Consider the following 14,522-nt stretch of genomic DNA (forward strand, 5'->3'; position numbering starts at 1 on the left):
CCCTCTTGTACCATATTCGTTCTATGGCCAAATCACCCAAGAAGCCCAAGCTTTCCACCGGGAAGGCGTCGAAACCTGAGCTGAAGCCGCTGGATCCCTATCTGGCCGATCTTCTCAATCCCGCCGTCAACCGGGAGCGGGAGGCCGCGGAAGGTTTTGCCGAGCGCGCCCAGGAGACCTTCGTCCATGGCGACGTCGCGGACGTGGACCCTGCGCTTGCGAAGAAGCTCGGCCTGAAAGGCCCCGACGACGGACCGGATGCCGCGAGCGAGCTTGGCGACGTGTCGCCCGGGTCAGGCGTGTCGGCGACGGTCGACGCGCTCACCAAACTGCTGACGGAGGGCGATCCGCGTTTCAAGAACGGCAAGCCCTGGGTGCCGCACCGTCCGCCGCGGCCCGAGAAGTCGGAGGGCGGCATCCCGTTCAGGATCAAATCCGATTTCACGCCCTCCGGCGACCAGCCGCAAGCGATCCGCGAACTCGTGGATGGTGTGCGCCGCAACGAGCGCGATCAGGTGCTGCTCGGCGTCACCGGCTCCGGGAAAACCTTCACCATGGCCAAGGTGATCGAGGAGACTCAGCGCCCCGCCCTCATCCTCGCGCCCAACAAGACTCTTGCGGCGCAGCTCTACGGCGAGTTCAAGTCGTTCTTCCCCGACAACGCGGTGGAATACTTCGTCTCGTATTACGACTATTACCAGCCCGAAGCCTATGTGCCGCGTTCGGATACCTTCATCGAGAAGGAATCCTCCATCAACGAGCAGATCGATCGCATGCGCCACTCCGCGACGCGCGCGCTGCTCGAGCGTGACGACGTGATCATCGTCGCGTCCGTATCCTGCATCTACGGTATCGGCTCGGTCGAAACCTATACCGCCATGACCTTCTCCGTGAAGGTGGGCGAGCGCATCGAGCAACGCCAGCTCATCGCAGATCTCGTAGCCCTGCAATACAAGCGCATTCAGAGCGATTTCGCCCGCGGCACCTTTCGCGTGCGCGGCGACGTGATCGAACTGTTCCCGGCCCACTTGGAGGACCGCGCCTGGCGCATCGGCCTGTTTGGAGACGAGATCGAGAGCATCGTCGAGTTCGATCCTCTCACGGGCAAGAAGACCAACGATCTCTCCTTCGTAAAGGTCTACGCGAACTCGCACTACGTGACGCCACGCCCGACCTTGCAGCAGGCCGTCAAGGGCATCCAGGACGAATTGCAGCACCGCCTGCAGGAGCTCGCCCGAATGGGCCGCCTGTTGGAAGCGCAGCGGCTGGAGCAACGCACACAGTTCGACCTCGAGATGATCGAAGCCACCGGCGTGTGCAACGGCATCGAGAACTATTCGCGCTATCTCACGGGCCGCAAGCCCGGCGAGCCGCCGCCGACGCTGTTCGAATACCTTCCAGACAACGCCCTCGTGTTCACGGACGAGAGCCACGTGACCGTGCCGCAGATCGGCGGCATGTATCGCGGCGACTTCCGCCGCAAGGCGACGCTCGCCGAATACGGCTTCCGCCTCCCCTCCTGCCTCGACAACCGTCCCCTGCGCTTCGAGGAATGGGACGCCATGCGCCCGCAATCGATCCATGTGTCGGCAACCCCGGGCAAGTGGGAGATGGAGCAGACCGGCGGCGTGTTCGTGGAGCAGGTCATTCGCCCCACGGGCCTCGTCGATCCGGTAGTGGAGATCCGCCCTGCGCGCAGCCAGGTCGACGATCTTCTGCACGAGGTGAAGGAGCTTTCCGCGAAGGGCTATCGCACGCTCGTGACCACGCTCACCAAGCGCATGGCGGAAGACCTCACGGAATATCTGCACGAAAACGGGGTGCGCGTGCGTTACATGCATTCCGACATTGACACGTTGGAGCGCATCGAGATCATCCGCGACCTGCGCCTGGGCGCCTTCGACGTGCTCATCGGCATCAACCTGCTGCGCGAAGGTCTCGATATTCCCGAATGTGCGCTCGTCGCCATTCTCGATGCGGACAAGGAAGGCTTCCTGCGCTCCGAGACCTCGCTCGTGCAGACCATCGGCCGCGCGGCTCGTAACGTGGAAGGCAAGGCCATCCTCTACGCGGATCAGATCACCGGGTCGATGGAGCGCGCGATCGCGGAGACGAACCGCCGCCGCGAGAAGCAGCTCGCCTACAACGTCGCGCACGGCATCACGCCGCAATCGGTCAAGAAGAACATCGCCGACATTCTGGAAAGCGTCTACGAGCGCGATCACGTCTCCGTCGATACGGGCCTCGCCGACAGAACGGTCGGCCACAACCTCAAGGCCGTCATCGCAGATATGGAAAAGCGCATGCGCGAAGCCGCCGCGAATCTCGAATTCGAGGAGGCCGCTCGGCTACGCGACGAGCTCAAGCGCCTTCAGGCGACCGAGCTGGCCATCAGCGACGATCCCATGGCGCGCCAGACCGACGTGGAGAAAGAGGCCGGCAAGTACGGTGGCTCGCGCAAGTACGGCCGCAACGCCAACCTGCCGCCCAAGGGCGTGCCTCCATCTGCGGAGGGCGCGAGCGGGGGCGACGAGGATGCGGGCTCCTACGGTCCCCTCGGCAAGGGTCGGTCGGACGAGGGCACCCGCATCCGCAAGCCAGGCCTCGACGAGATGGGACCCGGCACCGACCGGGAGATCCCGCTGAACTTCCGCGAGCGCCCGGCGGGACGCTCCACGCAGGGCTTCGCGGGTCAGAAGCCGAAATACAAGGGACGAAAAGGGCGGTGATGCCGCCCCTTCGTTTTCAGTCGAGAGCTGCCTTACTCAGGGAACTTGCGCTGCGTAACGGCTTCTCCCAACACGCCGCCCTTGGCGTCGAGTGCCCTGATGGTCCATCGGTAGGTGTGAACCTCACCTGACGGCGGGCTCGGCGGATTGTAACCCCACCCGGCCGAAATCGTGTTGCAGGGAATGATGTTTTTCCCGGCCTGATAGGCCGCCTTGCCCCCGCCGTGCGGATAGTTCGGAACGTTCAGATCGACCATTTTCAGGTCGAAGCTCGCGGTCCCCTTCGGCACGCCCGCGAGCTTGAATTCCGGAGAGGTGCCGCACCACCGCATGGTCGCACCGAATTTCGACTGCGCCAGCGCCTGGGTGCCCAGGACACCAAGGCCTAGTGCGGCGACGAGAATGACTTTTATCATGAGAGCCCCCACGTTCCGGATCCGCCCGGAACGGAGCACTCAATCAATCGCCGTTCAGGAGGCAGGTCAACACGAGCACAAGGGAAAGGTGAATATCATTCACCGGACATGCGCCTGAGACGTTTCCATTTGCGCGGAGCCATCACTTCCCTAGGGTCTGCCGTGTCTCCCGTGAAGAGCCCCATTCTCTTCACTCCGGGACCGGTCACCGCCAGGACGCGTCGGCGGGGCCTGCTCGGGCCCGCCGACGCGCAAGACCAAGATCCCCGGGACTGGCCGGAAATGACGAGGGTAAGGCGAGAACGATGCGAGACCAGCCGGACGAGCCGCTCTTGGGCGGCAAGTGTCACGCGCCGCGCCCCCGTCACCTGCTAAGGGGATACCAGATGACGGGGGCTTTCCCGGCACACGCGCTCCGGGAAGGAAGGCGGGCCCTCGTGAGAGGCAGGCATAGAAAAGGTCCATGCCCGCCGGTTTTGAAAGGTCTCCCGACAGCCGCCGACGATGGCGAACCTAGCGTGCCTCCCATCCCGCGGATGTGCGGCGGCGCACGGGCTTGGCCATCGATCAAGGGGTCAGACAATGATGTCCGTTCCCTGGATTGCTCCGGCGTTCGCCGGACAGCAAAAAGGCGGCACGGGAGGCCGCCTCTCCGCACCCCCTTGAAGCGCGCCTGCTCAGAGCCGTCCCATCAGCAGAAGGACGATGAGGATGAGCAGGATGACGCCGAGCAGGCCGCTCGGGCCATAGCCCCAGCCGCGGCTGTAGGGCCATGCGGGCACGGCGCCGATGAGCAGGAGAATGACGAGGATGAGCAGGATGGTGCTGACGCCCATGATGTACCTCCAAAAGGGGTGTGTCCGCCTCGATGCTGCCTCCCGTTCCATGGATCAACCACGAACGGAACCCGCAGCCCTCGGTCGAAACTGAGCTGTTGGAAGGAAAACTTGGCCGTTCGGATTTAGTTCCCAGGGGCGGGCGCGGGGGCCCGGGAGGAATCTCTGCCGTGACGGAACGATCGACACGGCTTGGCGTTACCTCAGCGGCGATTGGGTGCCGCCGCGAGCGCGACCCCTGCGGGAGGTCGCCGTCTCAAAACGGATCAGGACGACCCGATGCAAAAAAAGAATCCAAAGCACATGTCTCAATACGATCCAGAGCCTGTTCCGGGCCTCAGAAAATCATCGTCACCGGCACTCAGCCGCTCGGTCCAGACCCAGCTCGGCCAGCGCCTGCGGCAGTTCTACGAAGCGCTGGCGCTCGGCGAGCAGCCGGTTCCGGATCGCTTTATCGAGATCATCAATCGCCTGGACGAGCGGAAGCCGGAGAAGCAGCAATCATGAGCATCGACATCGATCTTCGCGACTCCATGCTCAAGGCGACGCCCAATCTGCGCGCCTTCGCCATCTCTCTGACGAACAACGTGGACCGCGCGGACGATCTCGTGCAGGAGACATTGATGCGGGCAATCGCCAATATCGAGCGCTTCCAGCCCGGCACCAACATGCAGGCGTGGCTCTTCACCATCCTGCGCAATCTCTTCCATTCCGAATACCGCAAGCGGCGGCGCGAGGTGGAGGATGCGGACGGCAAATATGCGGCTGCCCTTTCCGTGCAGCCCGACCAGTTGCCGCATCTCGATTTCGAGGACCTGCAGAAGGCGCTGGCGCGCCTGCCGCACGACCAGCGCGAGGCACTGCTGCTGGTGGGCGCCTCGGGCTTCTCCTACGAGCAGGCCGCCGAGATCTGCGGCTGCGCGGTCGGGACCATCAAGAGCCGCGTGAACCGGGCACGCAACCGCCTCGCGGAATTGATGCATTTCGACGATATGGACGAGGACATCGGCCCCGATCGCGTGACCCTCTCGGTGATGCACGCGGTCGCCTGACGAGACGCCTCTCGGCTCAACGCCGTAAGCCCGGCGAAGCGGCAGACCGCTTCCGGGCTTTCATTCATCGGATATCGCGGGACTGGCGTTCGCGGCATCGGGAGCCGCAACCGGATTACCGGCGCCGGAACTGCTGGTTACCGCGCTGCGGGGGACGCGGACCCGACGATGCACCCGAGTCCTTGTGGCGGAAGATGAGCCGGCCCTTCTCGAGGTCGTAGGGCGACATCTCGACAGTCACGCGGTCGCCCGCCAGGGTCTTGATGCGGTTCTTCTTCATCTTGCCGGCGGTGTAGGCGATGACCTCGTGGCCATTGTCGAGCTGCACGCGGTAGCGCGCATCCGGCAGAATTTCAGTCACAAGTCCTTCGAAGGTGATCAGCTCTTCCTTTGCCATGCAAAGCCTTCCTCGTAACAAAAAGGCCGCTCCTCAGGCGGAACGGCCGATAAGCAAGAGAGCGTGCCGGGCACGCTCTCCAGTATCAAACCTTACGCGTTCTGCAGGTTCACTGCAGAAGTACGGCCGGTGCGCTGATCCGTCTGAAGCTCGTAGGAGATCTTCTGACCCTCGCGCAGGCCACGCATACCGGCGCGCTCGAGCGCCGTTGCATGGACGAACACATCCTTGCCGCCGTTGTCGGGCTGGATGAAACCATAACCCTTGGTTTCATTGTACCACTTCACGGTTCCCTGTTCCATGGGAAATCCTTTCACTGTCGCTTGCACGTGGGCGAGGGCCGAAGCCAAGCCGCCCGTTAGTCGATATTGGTAGAGAGAAGGAACGTGCGCTCGGCAGTGCCAAAGCGAAGTAGCCCAGTCGTCCGGCCAAATGTCGATGCAAGAATAAGTAGGGGAAGGATTTGGCAATTGCAAGGCAGGACGGCTAAGCCTTGTTGGGTAGCTTCGTCAAGCGGATCGGCCACCACGAAGGCCGGAAATGAAGGCTTGCAGAGCCTGTTCCCCATCCTCCGTGAAGCGGATCTCGTCGCCATCCGCCTCGATGAGCCCCCGCTCCGTCAGCTCGGACACGGCCGCATCGCTGGCCTTGTGGCCGGCCCCGTCGCGCTGCACCACGCTCCTGACCATCTGGCCGCTGGACAATTGGTGATAGGCCGCGAAGGCGAAGACCGCCAGGGCCTCGTCGCTCAAATCGAATAATTGCGCCATGGAGCACCTCTGCCTTCAGGATCGCTGCGTCACCCGTCAATGCGCTCCCCGCGGACCCGTTCAAGCGGGGCATTGAAAATGTGGGGCGAGGAACGGCTTTTGCGGCCTCACGTTGTCGGAGCAAGGCCGCGCCCGGAGGCCGGCCCATTCCCAGCACAGGAAGGAGCGCTCCCATGGCGAACGATCGCTACCGCGACGATGACGACGGCTACATCGCCCGTCGAGGCTTCGGCAACGAACGCGCCGGCTACGACCGCAGCCGCGAGGCCAGCTACGAAAGGACGCCCAGGCGCGATTACGGGGATTCCGCAGGCTACGGCTCCGGCGGCTCCACCCGCGACTGGCACGACGTGGTCGGGGAGGACCGCGACTACGATTCCTCCTCGATCTTCCGCTCGGGGAGCAATCGGGACTGGGCCTCTCCCCGGTCCGGCGGCTCCTACGGACGCGACCGGGAAGGGTACGTTTCGGACACGTTCGGGCGCGGCTCGCGCGACTATGACGAGGACAGGAGTTTCCTCGACCGCGCCGGAGACGAGGTGCGCTCCTGGTTCGCCGACGATAACGCCGAGCGCCGCCGTGACAGGGACACGCGCCAAGCCGGTCAGTATCGCGGCCGCGGCCCGAAGGGCTACCAACGCTCCGATGCCCGAATCCTGGAGGACGTGAACGACCGCCTCACGGAGGATCCACATGTCGACGCCTCCGAGATCGAGGTGTCCGTGTCGAACCGCGAGGTCACCTTGAGTGGCATCGTGAACAGCCGCTTCGAGAAGCGGCACGCGGAGGACCTCGCGGAATCCGTCTCGGGAGTCACCCATGTGCAGAATAACCTGCGCGTCCAGCAGGCGGCCGAGATGGGCATGGGCGGCAGCATGCTCTCGGGCGCAGGCGCTGCGGGCGCCGGAACGGTCGGCCGTGCCGAGGCGAGTACCGCAAGCACCGGCGGCACCCGCGGCGGAAAACGCGGCGCCTGACCCGGCCCGCCCTCCAGGAGGACCGCTTTTCCCCTGGAAATCCGCTGTTCATCGGCCTGGATGCGCCCTGCCCTCTTGGGAGCGGGGCGCTCCTGTCGTACCAAGATCTTGCCTTTTCCCGCATGCGCACGAGGTCATAGTGACGGGAAGGATGAGGACGACCATGGCAGGAATCTCCGTCACGCTCGAAGGCGACAACATCCAGATCGCGTTCCAGAAGGATGAGCAATCGACCGCCGTGGTCATGGATCCTCATGCCGCCCGCTCTCTGGTCAAGGCTCTCAGCCAGCTCCTCATCGCCATCGGCGAAAGCAGCGAGGACCAGGAGGAGGCCCCGGAGGAGCTGGTGGAGGTCACCTCCTCCACCATCGACGTGGGAACCGACGAGCATGGGTTTGCGGTGGTGGGCCTGCAGGCCGGGATGATGCCGCCCTTCCTGTTGCGCCTCAAGGACGACGAGGCCCGGCACATCGCCAACAGCCTGCTCGAAATTCTGAACAGCCCGAGGGATGTGCGCATCTCTCACGGGGATCATTGATCGCAGCGATCCTCGCAAGCGTCCAGGCCGGGGCGGCGCGATCGAGGACTGCTTTCGCGGCGCCAGCGGAGCCGCTGCGGAACTTCATATCTGCCATACGGTTGTCGAACGCGGGTCATCATCGGCTCCGCTTTGGACAAAGCCTATGGCAGCTCACGACCCAGACCTCACCTCCAATGCTTTCCACAGCGTTCCCACCATGAATGCAAAGGCGGAGCCGACACTCAAACATCCGGAGTCCGAGGCCTTCTACGCCGAGGCTCTGCGAGAGCTGAACCAGCTCGGCCTCCCTTTTCTGCTCGCCGGCACCTACGCACTTTCGGCCTATACCGGCATCACCCGCCCCACCAAGGACCTCGACATCTTCTGCAAGGCCGGCGACTACACGCGGGTCCTGTCGCACTTCAAGAACCTCGGGTACTCCGTCGAGATCGAGGACGACCGCTGGCTCGGCAAGGTGTTCAAGGGCCAGTACTTCTTCGATGTGATCTTCGCCTCCTCGAACGGCACGATGCCGATCGGCGATCCCTGGTTCGAGCATGCGCGGCAGATCGAGGTGTTCGGCCATCCGGTCCGCATCGTCGGTCCGACAGAGCTCGTCTGGTCCAAGTGCTTCATCCAGCTCCGCCACCGCTATGACGGGGCGGATGTGGCACACACGATTTTGAAAGCGCACGATCAGATCGATTGGCACCGCCTGCTGGCCTACATGGAAGTTCATTGGGAAGTGCTGCTCATGCACCTGCTCAACTTCCGCTGGATCTATCCCTCCGAGCGCGACAAGGTCCCGCGCTGGGTCATGGACGAGTTGCTCGACAGATTGGCCAAGCAGCTCGACCTGCCGCCGCCGCAGATGAAGGTGTGTCGAGGGCGGATGTTCTCCCGGATCGATTACGAGATTGACGTGAAGCAATGGGGCTTCGCCGATGTCGGCGGCGAAGGTGAATGGCGGAATGAGTGATGTTGAGAAGACCTTGAAGATCGCGGCCATGGGCGACCTTCACGTGCGTGAAGACAATGGCATCTCCTATCGCGACTTGTTCAGCGACATCTCCAAGGAGGCGGATGTTCTCGTCCTTGCCGGCGACCTGACGGATCTGGGCAAGCCGAAGGAGGCGGAGATTCTCGCGCAGGACCTCAAGGCCTGCTCGATCCCGGTCGTGGGCGTGCTCGGAAATCACGATTACGAATGCGGTGCCCACGAAGAGGTGGCGCATATTCTTCGCAAAGCGGGCATGAAGTTGCTCGACGGGCAATCGGTGGAGATCGACGGTGTCGGCTTCGTCGGCGTGAAGGGATTTGCGGGCGGTTTCGGCCGGCGCATGCTGGGCTCTTTCGGCGAGCCGGCCATCAAGCAGTTCGTGAGCGAAACCATGAACGAGACGCTGCGGCTCGAGAACGCCATGCGCCAGGTGCGCGCCAAGCGCTCCGTCGTGATTCTGCATTACGCGCCGGTTGCCGACACCATCGAGAGCGAGCCGCTGGAGATCTATCCGTTCCTCGGCTCCTCGCGCCTGGCCGAGACCATCGACCGATTCAAGGTCAGCGCCATCGTGCACGGCCACGCGCATCGCGGCCGTTTCGAAGGGCGCACTCCGGGCGGACAGCCCGTCTACAACGTCGCCAAGCACATCGAGAAACCGACGGGCAAACCTTACGCAATCCTCGAAATCTGATCCTTGGTTCCTACAATCGCGTTCCCGGATCGGTCGGGTTCCCGGGCAGGTAGTCGGGTTCGGAGCCCGGCCCTTTGGGATCGGTGATTCCCGGATCGTTCACGGGATAGGGCGTGCGCGGACCGGTCGGCCCCGTATCCGGCAGATCGTCGGGATCGGAGCCGGGCGGCGGCATGTCGCTTGGAATGTTTCCACCCGGCAACGGCTCGTCTGTCGGCATTCCTGGATTGACCATCCTTATCGTCCCTGTCGAATTGTCCGTGATCAGGTCAACCGGCCCATGGAAATCGGGTTCCGAATGTTGAACCTTTCGGAACCCCTGCCCCACTCGTCCGTTCCACCGCCGTCCCCCTTTCAAGACAATGGAGAGCGTCATGCCTGACATTCAGCAGGCCAAGATCCTCATCATGGCGACCGATGGCTTCGAGCAATCGGAGCTCATGGTTCCGCGGCAGAAGCTTTCGGAGGCAGGCGCGACGGTCGAGGTGGCCGCGCCGAAGTCGCGCATGAATCAGGCCGAGATCCGCGGCTGGGACGAGAAGGACTGGGGCAAGAGCGTGAAGGTCGACAAGGATGTCGAGAGTGTCGATCCCTCTTCCTACGACGCGCTCGTACTGCCCGGAGGCCAAATCAATCCCGACAAGCTGCGCACCGAACAGAAAGCGATCGAGATCATCCGCGCCTTCTACTCGTCAGGCAAGGTGATCGCCGCTATCTGTCACGCTCCTTGGCTTCTCGTCGAGGCAGGCGTGATCAAGGACAAGAAATGCACCTCCTACCACTCCATCAAGACGGACATCGTGAACGCCGGCGGCGAGTGGCGCGATGAAACCGTCGTGGCGGATCAGGGCGTGATCACCAGCCGCAACCCGGGCGATCTCGAGGCCTTCGTCAGGAAGATCGTCGAGGAAGTTCGCGAGGGCTCGCACGCCGGTCGCCGCCAAGCTGCCGAGTAACCGTTCACGCACTCGCGCATACAAAAAGCGGCCGGTGGAAACCGGCCGCTTTCGTATTCAGGCGCAACGCGAAACTCTAAGCCTGCTGGATCGCGGAGATCTTCCAGGGGCCGCCCTGATCACGGCGGAACGTCCACAATTCCCTGGCTTCCTCCGACTTGGACGGATCTCCTTCAATCACCCGGCCTGTCGCCTTGTCGGTCAGCACGTCGATCAGCGAGAAGCGCATGGCGACGGTCGCATAGTCGGTCGCGCCTTCGCGCCACGCCTCGGACAGGTCTCCCTGAAGAAGACGCACGTCGGAGACCTTGTTCACGACGCCACGCGCGTTGTTGTCGTTGAGTTCCTCCTGGATGTAGCCCGCCATCTCAGGCGTGGCCATGCCCCAGAGCTTCTCGATGTCCTGGCGCGAATAGGCATCCTGCAACTCGACGAGGGAGCGCTCGAAGGCCGCGTAATCCTGCTCGCCGATGCCGATCTCGTCGCGCACGCCGGCGCGGCGGCGGGACGGGTTCATGCCGCCCAGGGCTCCGCCGAGAGCGCCGCCGCCCAAGCCGCCCAGGCTACCGAGACCGCCCGCCATGGGGCCGCCTGCGGTGGGACGGCTGCCTGCCGGAGGCACGCTGCCGCCCGTCATCGTGCGATGATGCCCCTGCGGCCCCGCATAGGATGGCTCCTGGCGCCGGCGGAACCACTTCATGGCGAAGGAGATCAGCAGCACGATCAGGCCGACCTGGAGCAGCAATCCCACGATGGAGGCGAGGCCCGCGAGGCCGCCGAAGAAGCCGTTGCCCATGAGCATGCCGAGCAGGCCCGCGCCGAAGAGGCCGGCCATGAGGCCTGTGCCGAAGCCGAAGCGGCGCGGCTGCGCTACGTTCGGTGCCGGAGCGCCGGGCCGGTTGAGGTTCTGGCCCTGGTTCGGAACCTGCGAGCGCTGGATGGGCGCGGCGGCATCGGGGGCCGTGCGGGTGGCCGGCGGCGGAGTATAGGTGCGCGCGCCGCGCGATCCGAAGCTGCCCCGCCCGCCGACGCGAGCCTCGGCAGCGCTGCCGGCCAGAACCAGGGCGGCGGCCAAAGCGACCATGACGCGGCTTCGGCGAGAAGCAAATTTCATCATCGTTTCGTTTCATCCCATCGGAGCACGACGCTCCTGCTTCCTATGTGGTGACGGCCCGGCCGCTGCAAAAGGGCCGAGCCATCGATTCCAGTGTCTCATCGACAGGAATGATCGGAAAGGGTTACCGATTCTTCCCCTGCTTGAGCGCGTCGATGCGCTTGGAGGCTTCGGCCTTGTCGAGCTGTGGGTCAAAGGCCTTTGGTTCGTGAGCCTGCTCGGACAGGGTCTTGAGATAAGAGGCCTGGGCGCCTGTCATCGGCTCGTGGCCCGTCACCCAATCCTCGGGATCCTTGATCCGGTTGTCCTCGGCATCCGGATCGACCTTCGGGTTGCCGGCCTCCTGAGCGTGCCGGCGCTCCTGGACCTCATGCTTGGAGGCTTTGCTGCGCGATGTCATGCGGGTCTCCTATTGTTCCTCATTTGTTCCGAGATGAGAACATCTGAATCAGGGCCTTGGTTCCGTTGCGGAAAGACGGACTACCTCCGCCGAATCGTCCCCATTATCCACAGGACGCGCGCTCGACTCCCGGCCGAGTCTGCGTTCTCAATTTGTTCGTATTCTCGACCTTGGATGCGGCAACCATGCGCAAGCCGGCTGGACTGGAGCGGCTCTATGTGGATTTCGATTCCTTCTTCGCCGGTGCCGAGCAGCACCTGCAACCCCCTCGTCGCGGCAGACCCATGGGGGTTCTTCCCGTCGATTCGGAGCATACGGCCCTGATCGCCGTCAGTCGCGAGGCGAAGGCGCTCGGCATCAGGCGGGGCGCCACTATACGCGAGGTGCGGCGGCAATTCCCGGATTTCGTCTTCGTCAATGCGCGGCACGGGCCCTATGTGCAGCTTCACCGCGCCATTGTCGAGATCATTGACGCCGTGGTTCCGATCAAGGCCGTCTGCTCCATCGGCGAGGTGGTCTGCGCGCGCCCCTGCCCTCCGAGCAGACGGCGGGGCTGGCGCTCGGCCGGCGCGTCAAGGATGTGATCGCCGCGAGGCTTGGCTCCACCCTCACCTGGTCCGTGGAGCTCGGCCCCAACGACCTCCTGGCGAAGATCGCCGCCGAGATGCACAAGCCGGACGGGCTCGCCGCCATTCATCCGTGCGATCTGCCCGGCCCCCTCCTCTCGCTGGGACTCACCGACATTCCCGGCATCGCGCGGGGCAATGCGGCCCGCCTCGCCCGCGCCGGGATCGCCGACATGACGGCCCTCTGGCGGCTCCAGCCGAAGGGGAGATGCGCCGCCTCTGGGGCAGCGTTGAGGGCGAGCGGATGTGATGGAGCTGCACGGCTACACGGTCGAGCGGCGTCATTCTCGGGCGCCGCTCCTGCGTCATCCTCATGGCAAGCCTTCCCATGGCAAGCCTTCCGCATTCCCACGTGCTGCGCGGAAAAAGGCCCGTCCCGGGACATCCGGGATGGGCGGAGCAGGACGAAACGGAGCGCCCCTCCGGAGAGGCCGTACGCAAGCCTTACGCGGCCTTGGCCTTGGGCTGCACCTCGGCGGTGTAGTCGTCCATCAGCATTTTGGTGATGCCGCCCGGGGTGTAGGTATAGGGGCCGACCTCCGACACGGGTGTCACCTCGGCCGCCGTGCCGGTGATGAAGCATTCCTGGAAGCCCGGGAGTTCCTCCGGCATGATCCGGCGCTCGGCCACTTCGATGCCGCGGCGCGTCGCGAGCTCGATCACCGTCTGGCGGGTGATGCCGTCGAGGAAGCAATCGGCGATGGGCGTATGGATCACGCCGTCCTTCACGAAGAACACGTTCGCGCCGGTGCACTCGGCGACGCGGCCCTGCCAGTCGAGCATGAGAGCATCGGCATAGCCCTTGCGCTCCGCCTTGTGCTTCGAGATGGTGCAGATCATGTAGAGGCCGGCCGCCTTCGCCGTGGACGGCGCGGTCGCCGGATCGGGACGGCGGTATTCCGCCATGTCGATGCGGATGCCCTTCATCTTCTGGGCCGGATCGAAATAGCTCGGCCACTCCCATGCGGCGATGGCGAGATGAATCCTGTTGGTCTGAGCGGCCACGCCCATCATTTCCGACCCGCGCCAGGCGACGGGGCGCAGATAGGCGTCCGTCATGCCGTTCTTCTCCAGCACGAGACGCTTGGCGGCATCGATCTCGGCCGCGGTGTAGGGGATCTCGAAATCGAGGATCTGGGCCGATTTCCTGAGACGCTCGGAATGCTGGGTCGACTTGAAGATCTCGCCCCCATAGGCGCGCTCGCCTTCGAACACGCTCGAGCCGTAGTGGAGACCGTGCGAGAGGACGTGGAGCTTGGCTTCCCTCCAGGGTACGAGCTGCCCGTCGTACCAGATCCATCCATCACGTTGATCGAAGGGGGTCGCGGACATCGTCTTCTCCTTAACTGCCGACCTTAAGCAAACCGGGGCCGTGAAATTTCCGGTCGCATTCGCGATCTTTAGGTTGCATTCATTTCACGAAAGCGACTTGACGAGTAACAATCGCCCTGAGATATGTCAACAAGGCTGACATAAAATCGGATAAGGACGGTGCCAGACGCGATCCCGGCTTTCAAGCGACACTCCCCCGACCAGAGCCGCAACGGGGAAATCCTGGCCGAAATGCCGGCCTATGATCTCATCGAGCTGCTCTTCTTCGCCTATCGCGACTTCGTCAGCGATCCGGACAGGATCCTCGGCGAGTATGGTTTCGGTCGGGCCCATCACCGGGTTCTGCACTTCGTCAGCCGCCAGCCGGGACTGACGATCGCCGAGCTTCTGGACATTCTCAGGATCACGAAGCAGAGCCTGAACCGCGTCCTCAAGGAACTGATCGAGAAGGGCTTCATCGAGAGCCGGACGGGCACCGCCGACCGCCGCCAGCGTCTGCTCTTCGCCACTCCGCAGGGCCATGACCTTGCCCTGAAGCTCGCCAAGCTCCAGACCCGCCGGATCATGCGGGCGCTGGCGGATGCTGAGCCCGCGGCCAAGGAGGCCGTGAGCCGGTATCTCCTGTGCCTCATCGATCCGGATGACCGCGAGCACGTCAAGCGTCTCGTATTCGGGCCCGGCAAAACCTGATAAAGCAGGCGGG

General features: G+C 63.9%; 19 protein-coding genes. 10 read left to right on the forward strand and 9 right to left on the reverse strand.

Features of this window, described 5'->3' with window-relative positions; genetic code table 11:
- Positions 1-23 precede the first annotated feature (23 nt).
- Positions 24-2,729 (forward strand): excinuclease ABC subunit UvrB, encoded by a 2,706-nt coding sequence (uvrB, locus tag GR328_RS02470; protein WP_160882922.1) that lies wholly within the window; start codon positions 24-26, stop codon positions 2,727-2,729.
- A 32-nt stretch (positions 2,730-2,761) separates the two neighbouring features.
- On the opposite strand, the gene GR328_RS02475 is transcribed toward uvrB, so the two are convergent.
- Both GR328_RS02475 and GR328_RS02480 read right to left on the reverse strand, forming a co-directional pair.
- Positions 2,762-3,145, reverse strand: a complete 384-nt coding sequence (locus GR328_RS02475; protein ID WP_246215628.1) for a YbhB/YbcL family Raf kinase inhibitor-like protein — start codon at positions 3,143-3,145, stop codon at positions 2,762-2,764.
- Positions 3,146-3,822: 677 nt separating this feature from the next.
- Positions 3,823-3,981 carry a DUF3309 family protein gene (locus tag GR328_RS02480; RefSeq protein WP_160882923.1) on the reverse strand — a complete coding sequence of 53 codons (159 nt, stop codon included), beginning with the start codon at positions 3,979-3,981 and terminating at the stop codon, positions 3,823-3,825.
- Between the two features lie 303 nt (positions 3,982-4,284).
- Here GR328_RS02480 and GR328_RS02485 point away from each other — a divergent pair, with 303 nt between their 5' ends.
- On the forward strand, positions 4,285-4,488 hold the full coding sequence (locus tag GR328_RS02485) for a NepR family anti-sigma factor (protein ID WP_160882924.1): 204 nt from the start codon (positions 4,285-4,287) through the stop codon (positions 4,486-4,488).
- Positions 4,485-5,033, forward strand: a complete 549-nt coding sequence (locus GR328_RS02490; RefSeq protein ID WP_160882925.1) for a sigma-70 family RNA polymerase sigma factor — start codon at positions 4,485-4,487, stop codon at positions 5,031-5,033. Before GR328_RS02485 ends, GR328_RS02490 begins: the two co-directional genes overlap by 4 nt.
- A 115-nt stretch (positions 5,034-5,148) precedes the next feature.
- Here the strand turns inward: GR328_RS02490 and infA are convergent, their stop codons facing one another.
- The 3 genes from infA to GR328_RS02505 form a co-directional block, all read right to left on the reverse strand.
- Positions 5,149-5,430 (reverse strand): translation initiation factor IF-1, encoded by a 282-nt coding sequence (gene infA / locus GR328_RS02495; protein WP_009494617.1) that lies wholly within the window; start codon positions 5,428-5,430, stop codon positions 5,149-5,151.
- 92 nt (positions 5,431-5,522) lie between these two features.
- A complete protein-coding gene (locus tag GR328_RS02500; RefSeq protein ID WP_047188264.1) occupies positions 5,523-5,732 on the reverse strand; it encodes a cold-shock protein in 210 nt (69 codons plus the stop codon).
- A 207-nt stretch (positions 5,733-5,939) separates the two neighbouring features.
- Complete coding sequence (locus GR328_RS02505) at positions 5,940-6,200, reverse strand: SMC-Scp complex subunit ScpB (RefSeq protein WP_160882926.1); 261 nt, start codon at positions 6,198-6,200, stop codon at positions 5,940-5,942.
- Between the two features lie 173 nt (positions 6,201-6,373).
- On the opposite strand from GR328_RS02505, the gene GR328_RS02510 reads away from it, so the two are divergent.
- The 4 genes from GR328_RS02510 (at position 6,374) to GR328_RS02525 (ending at position 9,391) form a co-directional block, all read left to right on the forward strand.
- A complete protein-coding gene (locus tag GR328_RS02510; protein ID WP_160882927.1) occupies positions 6,374-7,177 on the forward strand; it encodes a BON domain-containing protein in 804 nt (267 codons plus the stop codon).
- A 163-nt stretch (positions 7,178-7,340) separates the two neighbouring features.
- On the forward strand, positions 7,341-7,715 hold the full coding sequence (locus GR328_RS02515; protein ID WP_160882928.1) for a hypothetical protein: 375 nt from the start codon (positions 7,341-7,343) through the stop codon (positions 7,713-7,715).
- Between the two features lie 145 nt (positions 7,716-7,860).
- Positions 7,861-8,676, forward strand: a complete 816-nt coding sequence (locus GR328_RS02520; protein ID WP_246215629.1) for a nucleotidyltransferase family protein — start codon at positions 7,861-7,863, stop codon at positions 8,674-8,676.
- Positions 8,669-9,391, forward strand: coding sequence for a metallophosphoesterase family protein (locus tag GR328_RS02525; protein ID WP_160882929.1), 723 nt, complete (start codon positions 8,669-8,671; stop codon positions 9,389-9,391). Before GR328_RS02520 ends, GR328_RS02525 begins: the two co-directional genes overlap by 8 nt.
- A gap of 10 nt (positions 9,392-9,401) precedes the next feature.
- On the opposite strand, the gene GR328_RS02530 is transcribed toward GR328_RS02525, so the two are convergent.
- The gene (locus GR328_RS02530) at positions 9,402-9,626 is read right to left on the reverse strand and encodes a hypothetical protein (RefSeq protein WP_160882930.1); all 225 of its coding nucleotides are present in this window, start codon (positions 9,624-9,626) and stop codon (positions 9,402-9,404) included.
- A gap of 139 nt (positions 9,627-9,765) precedes the next feature.
- On the opposite strand from GR328_RS02530, the gene GR328_RS02535 reads away from it, so the two are divergent.
- Positions 9,766-10,347: a type 1 glutamine amidotransferase domain-containing protein gene (locus GR328_RS02535; RefSeq protein WP_160882931.1), complete on the forward strand. Its 582-nt coding sequence runs from the start codon at positions 9,766-9,768 to the stop codon at positions 10,345-10,347.
- Positions 10,348-10,423: 76 nt separating this feature from the next.
- Here the strand turns inward: GR328_RS02535 and GR328_RS02540 are convergent, their stop codons facing one another.
- Positions 10,424-11,464 (reverse strand): Tim44 domain-containing protein, encoded by a 1,041-nt coding sequence (locus GR328_RS02540; protein ID WP_160882932.1) that lies wholly within the window; start codon positions 11,462-11,464, stop codon positions 10,424-10,426.
- Positions 11,465-11,585: 121 nt separating this feature from the next.
- Positions 11,586-11,861 carry a DUF3072 domain-containing protein gene (locus tag GR328_RS02545; protein ID WP_160882933.1) on the reverse strand — a complete coding sequence of 92 codons (276 nt, stop codon included), beginning with the start codon at positions 11,859-11,861 and terminating at the stop codon, positions 11,586-11,588.
- 185 nt (positions 11,862-12,046) lie between these two features.
- Between GR328_RS02545 and GR328_RS02550 the strand changes: the two genes are divergently transcribed.
- Positions 12,047-12,445, forward strand: coding sequence for a Y-family DNA polymerase (locus GR328_RS02550; RefSeq protein ID WP_160882934.1), 399 nt, complete (start codon positions 12,047-12,049; stop codon positions 12,443-12,445).
- Positions 12,446-12,931: 486 nt separating this feature from the next.
- On the opposite strand, the gene GR328_RS02555 is transcribed toward GR328_RS02550, so the two are convergent.
- Complete coding sequence (locus GR328_RS02555) at positions 12,932-13,819, reverse strand: branched-chain amino acid aminotransferase (RefSeq protein WP_160882935.1); 888 nt, start codon at positions 13,817-13,819, stop codon at positions 12,932-12,934.
- A 231-nt stretch (positions 13,820-14,050) separates the two neighbouring features.
- On the opposite strand from GR328_RS02555, the gene GR328_RS02560 reads away from it, so the two are divergent.
- Positions 14,051-14,509: a MarR family winged helix-turn-helix transcriptional regulator gene (locus GR328_RS02560; protein WP_160883030.1), complete on the forward strand. Its 459-nt coding sequence runs from the start codon at positions 14,051-14,053 to the stop codon at positions 14,507-14,509.
- Positions 14,510-14,522 lie beyond the last annotated feature (13 nt).

Source organism: Microvirga makkahensis (assembly GCF_009830105.1).
Taxonomy (GTDB): domain Bacteria; phylum Pseudomonadota; class Alphaproteobacteria; order Rhizobiales; family Beijerinckiaceae; genus Microvirga; species Microvirga makkahensis.

Coding starts and splice junctions, on each gene's coding strand:
- uvrB (WP_160882922.1), top strand. CDS start 24: ATGGCCAAATCACCCAAGAAGCCCAAGCTTTCCACCGGGAAGGCGTCG.
- GR328_RS02475 (WP_246215628.1), bottom strand. CDS start 3,145: ATGATAAAAGTCATTCTCGTCGCCGCACTAGGCCTTGGTGTCCTGGGC.
- GR328_RS02480 (WP_160882923.1), bottom strand. CDS start 3,981: ATGGGCGTCAGCACCATCCTGCTCATCCTCGTCATTCTCCTGCTCATC.
- GR328_RS02485 (WP_160882924.1), top strand. CDS start 4,285: ATGTCTCAATACGATCCAGAGCCTGTTCCGGGCCTCAGAAAATCATCG.
- GR328_RS02490 (WP_160882925.1), top strand. CDS start 4,485: ATGAGCATCGACATCGATCTTCGCGACTCCATGCTCAAGGCGACGCCC.
- infA (WP_009494617.1), bottom strand. CDS start 5,430: ATGGCAAAGGAAGAGCTGATCACCTTCGAAGGACTTGTGACTGAAATT.
- GR328_RS02500 (WP_047188264.1), bottom strand. CDS start 5,732: ATGGAACAGGGAACCGTGAAGTGGTACAATGAAACCAAGGGTTATGGT.
- GR328_RS02505 (WP_160882926.1), bottom strand. CDS start 6,200: ATGGCGCAATTATTCGATTTGAGCGACGAGGCCCTGGCGGTCTTCGCC.
- GR328_RS02510 (WP_160882927.1), top strand. CDS start 6,374: ATGGCGAACGATCGCTACCGCGACGATGACGACGGCTACATCGCCCGT.
- GR328_RS02515 (WP_160882928.1), top strand. CDS start 7,341: ATGGCAGGAATCTCCGTCACGCTCGAAGGCGACAACATCCAGATCGCG.
- GR328_RS02520 (WP_246215629.1), top strand. CDS start 7,861: ATGGCAGCTCACGACCCAGACCTCACCTCCAATGCTTTCCACAGCGTT.
- GR328_RS02525 (WP_160882929.1), top strand. CDS start 8,669: ATGAGTGATGTTGAGAAGACCTTGAAGATCGCGGCCATGGGCGACCTT.
- GR328_RS02530 (WP_160882930.1), bottom strand. CDS start 9,626: ATGGTCAATCCAGGAATGCCGACAGACGAGCCGTTGCCGGGTGGAAAC.
- GR328_RS02535 (WP_160882931.1), top strand. CDS start 9,766: ATGCCTGACATTCAGCAGGCCAAGATCCTCATCATGGCGACCGATGGC.
- GR328_RS02540 (WP_160882932.1), bottom strand. CDS start 11,464: ATGATGAAATTTGCTTCTCGCCGAAGCCGCGTCATGGTCGCTTTGGCC.
- GR328_RS02545 (WP_160882933.1), bottom strand. CDS start 11,861: ATGACATCGCGCAGCAAAGCCTCCAAGCATGAGGTCCAGGAGCGCCGG.
- GR328_RS02550 (WP_160882934.1), top strand. CDS start 12,047: ATGCGCAAGCCGGCTGGACTGGAGCGGCTCTATGTGGATTTCGATTCC.
- GR328_RS02555 (WP_160882935.1), bottom strand. CDS start 13,819: ATGTCCGCGACCCCCTTCGATCAACGTGATGGATGGATCTGGTACGAC.
- GR328_RS02560 (WP_160883030.1), top strand. CDS start 14,051: ATGCCGGCCTATGATCTCATCGAGCTGCTCTTCTTCGCCTATCGCGAC.